The sequence below is a fragment of the Streptomyces sp. Ru72 genome, from assembly GCF_002920635.1.
Lineage (GTDB): Bacteria > Actinomycetota > Actinomycetes > Streptomycetales > Streptomycetaceae > Streptomyces.
The window spans coordinates 1-3,940 of sequence record NZ_PQSR01000210.1 but is presented as its reverse complement, the minus strand read 5'-3'; the positions used below and the strand labels follow the sequence as shown (position 1 = coordinate 3,940).

4 protein-coding genes are annotated in these 3,940 nt (G+C 70.4%); all 4 read left to right on the top strand.

Features of this window, described 5'->3' with window-relative positions; genetic code table 11:
* Positions 1–11: 11 nt before the first annotated feature.
* The 4 genes from C3488_RS39335 (at position 12) to C3488_RS39320 (ending at position 3,918) form a co-directional block, all read left to right on the top strand.
* Positions 12–656: an HAD family phosphatase gene (locus C3488_RS39335; protein WP_103845600.1), complete on the top strand. Its 645-nt coding sequence runs from the start codon at positions 12–14 to the stop codon at positions 654–656.
* Between the two features lie 93 nt (positions 657–749).
* Entirely contained in the window at positions 750–1,493 is a 744-nt protein-coding gene (locus C3488_RS39330) for a VC0807 family protein (RefSeq protein WP_308460718.1), read from the top strand.
* Positions 1,494–1,571: 78 nt separating this feature from the next.
* Positions 1,572–2,795: an MFS transporter gene (locus tag C3488_RS39325; protein ID WP_103845599.1), complete on the top strand. Its 1,224-nt coding sequence runs from the start codon at positions 1,572–1,574 to the stop codon at positions 2,793–2,795.
* Positions 2,746–3,918 (top strand): acetoin utilization protein AcuC, encoded by a 1,173-nt coding sequence (locus tag C3488_RS39320; RefSeq protein WP_103845598.1) that lies wholly within the window; start codon positions 2,746–2,748, stop codon positions 3,916–3,918. The genes C3488_RS39325 and C3488_RS39320 overlap by 50 nt, the downstream gene beginning before the upstream one ends.
* The last annotated feature ends 22 nt before the right edge of the window (positions 3,919–3,940 follow it).

Sequence of the window (3,940 nt, the reverse complement as noted above, 5' to 3'; positions counted from 1 at the left end):
AGGGTCGAGCCATGCGCTATGACCTCGTGATCTTCGACAACGACGGCGTCCTCGTCGACAGTGAGCCCATCTCCAACCGGCTCCTGGCCGCCTACCTCACCGAGTTGGGGCACCCGACCACCTACGAGGACTCCATACGGGACTACATGGGCTCGGCCATGCACCGCATCCACGACCTCGTCCTGGAGCGGACCGGAAAGCGGCTGCCGGACGACTTCGACGACGTCTTCCACGCGCGCGTCTTCGCCGCGTTCGAGCGGGAGTTGAAGCCGGTCGTCGGCATCGAGAACGTGCTGGAAAAGCTGACGGCCGACGGAGTGCCGTTCTGTGTGGCGTCCTCCGGCAGCCATGACCGGATCAGGGTGGGGCACCGGACGACCGGACTCGACCGGTGGTTCGACGACGGCCGCGTCTTCAGCTCGCAGGACGTGGGGCGGGGCAAGCCGGCGCCCGACCTGTTCCTGTACGCGGCCGAGCAGATGGGAGCCGCGCCACAGGGATGTGTGGTCGTCGAGGACAGCCCGCTCGGTGTGCAGGCCGCCGTGGCCGCCGGCATGGACGTGTACGGGTTCACCGCCATGACACCCGCCGAACGGCTCACCGGTGCCACCCGACTCTTCACCTCGATGGGCGAGTTGGCTGACCTGCTCGTATGACCCGCACCAGCGGCCAGGCACTGACATTTGTCATGCCGAGCTCCGGACGATCGTTTCTACTGGCGTAGCCCTCCCGGCGGCGAAGCTGTGGGCATGACGACGAACACGGTGTCCCAGAGCCAGAGCCAGAGCCAGAGCCAGAGCCAGAACAAGAGCAAGAAGCAGAACTTCGTGCCGCTCATCATGGACGTGGCGGTGCCCGTCGGGTCGTACTACCTCTTCAAGGACGCTCTCGGTATGAGCACGTTCGCGGCGCTCGCCTGGAGCAGTGTCCCGCCCGCCGTGCGCACCGTCCTCGGCGTGGTGAAGGAGCGCAAGGTCAACGCCCTCGCCGTGCTCATCCTCGTGGTGAACGTCGTCGGGCTGCTGCTGAGCTTCGTCTCCGGTGACCCGCGACTGATGCTCGCCAAGGACAGCGGCGTGAGCAGCACGATCGGCATCGGGATCCTGGTCTCCGTGGCGCTGGGAAAGCCGATGATGACCGCCGGGATGAAGCCCTGGCTGGTGAAGGGAGACGCGGCCAGGGAGGCGGCCTGGGCGCGGCTGCAGAGTGGGTCCGCGGCCTTCCGGCGGGCCGAGCGGGTCTTCTCGGCGGTGTGGGGTGTGGCGCTCCTCGGTGAGTGCGTCGTGCGGGTCGTGGGCGCCTACACCCTGCCCGTGGACACGATGGTCTGGCTCGGCTCGGTCGTCCTCGCCGTCACGATGGTGCTCGCGTTCTTCGTCAGCGGCGCCCTGGCCGCCGGCCCCATGGCACACATGGTGGCCGCCGAGGCGAACGCCGGAGCGAATGCCGGTGCGGCCCCTGTCGCCGCCCCCGCGCCCGCCTTCGCACGGTGACCCGCCGATTGAAGCTGAACAAAAATCATCTTCGGCTGGATCTACCCACGGGTAGGCCGGGGCCCTACGCTCGCCGCCATGACAGATGTGCTGCGGCGCGGTAGGGCCTCGCTGGCGTTCAGCTTCTTCGCTCAAGGCGCCACCTTCGCCCTGCTGGTGACGCGGATTCCGGCCATCCAGGACCGGTACGGTGTCTCCGACGCGCTGCTGCCCGCCTTCCTCGCCGCGGTCCCCGTCCTCGCCGGTGTCGGCAGCGTGACGACGGAACAACTGGTGAAGCGTGTCCGGCCCAGTCGGCTGCTGCGCTGGTCACAGCCCGTCGTCCTGCTCGCGCTCCTCGGTGTGGGGGCCGGTGGGCACATGGCCGAGCTGGCGGTGGCGCTGGCCGCGTTCGGGCTGGCCGTCGGCGCGCTGGACGCCTCCATGAACATGCTCGGGGTGAGCCTCCAACGGACGTACGGGCGCAGCATCATGCTCGGCTTCCACGCCGCGTACAGCCTCGGCGGGATCGTCGGTGCCTCGCTCGCCTGGGTGGGCGCGCACTGGCACCTGACGCTGTGGGTGTCGTATCTGCCGGTCGTCGCGGTGCTGCTGCCGGCCGCGCTCATAGGCAGTCGGTGGTACGTCGACGGGGGCTCGGCCCAGGTGGTGGAGGCGGGGCAGGCCCGGGAGACCGAGGCCGGGACCGTCGTCTTCCGGTTGCTGCTGCCGCTCTGCCTGGTGATGACCTTCGCCTACATCGGGGACTCCACCGTCTCCAACTGGAGCGCGAAGTACCTCCAGGACACGCTCGGCAGCTCGGAGCAGCTGGCGACCGTTCCGTACAACGTCTACATGATCACCACGCTGCTCGGGCGGTCCATCGGCGACTTCGGGGTACGGCGGTTCGGTGCCGTGGCCGTCGTGCGGCTCGGGGCGCTGCTGGCGGCGCTCGGGTTCGCCGTGGTGGCGGGTGCGCCTGGGGCGTGGGTCGGGATGCTGGGGTTCACCCTGCTGGGGCTGGGACTGTGCGTGCTGGTGCCGCAGACGTTCGCGGCCGCCGGGCGGCTGTTCCCGGGGGCTTCGGACACGGCGATCGCGCGGCTGAACATCTTCAACTATGTGGGCTTTCTGATCGGCTCGCCCTTGGTGGGTGCGCTCGGGGACGCCTGGAACTACCGGGGCGCCATGCTCGTACCGATGGCGTTGGTCCTGGTGACACTGGTGTACGCCCGTTCGTTCAAGCCCGGACAAGACCGATACGGTGGCGGACATGAGCGGCCGCGCACAGCTGATGTGGGACGAGGCAGTAACGGGCTATGACTTCGGCCCGGACCATCCGATGGATCCGGTCCGGCTCGCGCTGACCCGGAGACTGGTCGACGCCTTCGGGCTGGACCGGGACGTCGACGTGGTCGCGGCGAAGCCCGCGGGCGAGTCGACGCTGCGGCTGGTGCACCGGGAGGACTACGTGGCGGCGGTGAAGGCCGCGTCCGCGGACCCGGGGGCGGCCGAGGGGGCCTACGGGATCGGGACTCTCGACGATCCCGCGTTCGCCGGGATGCACGAGGTGTCCGCGCTGATCGCGGGGCAGTCGGTGGGGGCGGCGGAGGCGGTGTGGCGCGGGGACGCGCTGCACGCGGTGAACTTCGCGGGCGGGCTGCACCATGCGATGCCGGGCAGCGCCTCGGGGTTCTGCATCTACAACGACGCCGCACTCGCCATCGCCCGGCTGTTGGAGCTGGGGGCGGAGCGGGTGGCGTACATCGATGTGGACGTGCACCACGGGGACGGGGTGCAGGCGGCGTTCTGGGACGATCCGCGAGTGCTGACGGTGTCACTGCACGAGCATCCGCGCACGCTGTTCCCGCAGACCGGATGGCCGGAGGAGACGGGCGGGCCGAACGCGGAGGGCAGCGCGGTGAACGTGGCGCTGCCGGCGGGGACGGGCGACGCGGGGTGGGTGCGGGCCTTCCACGCCGTGGTGCCGGAGCTGATCGCGGACTTCCGGCCGCAGGTGCTGGTGACGCAGCACGGGGCCGACACCCACTTCGAGGATCCGCTCGCGCATCTCGCGGTGTCGCTGGACGCGCAGCGGGCGGTGCAGATGGCGTGTCACGACCTGGCGCACGAGTACGCGGGCGGGCGGTGGGTCGCGCTGGGCGGGGGCGGCTATGCGGTGGTCGAGGTCGTGCCGCGCTCCTGGACACATCTCGTCGCGATCGCGGCCGGGCGGCCGATTGAGCCGGAGACGGTGATTCCGGAGGGGTGGCGGCAGGAAGTCTTCGCGCGCGCGCGGCAGTTGGCGCCGGCGCGGATGACGGACGGGCGGTGGCCGGTGGCGTTCTCGGGCTGGGAGTCCGGGTACGACCCGGCCGATCGGCTGGACCAGGCGGTGCTGGCGGCGCGGAAGGCGGTGTATCCGCTGCGGGGGCTGCTGCCCTAGCCTCCGGGGTGCGCCCCGGGTT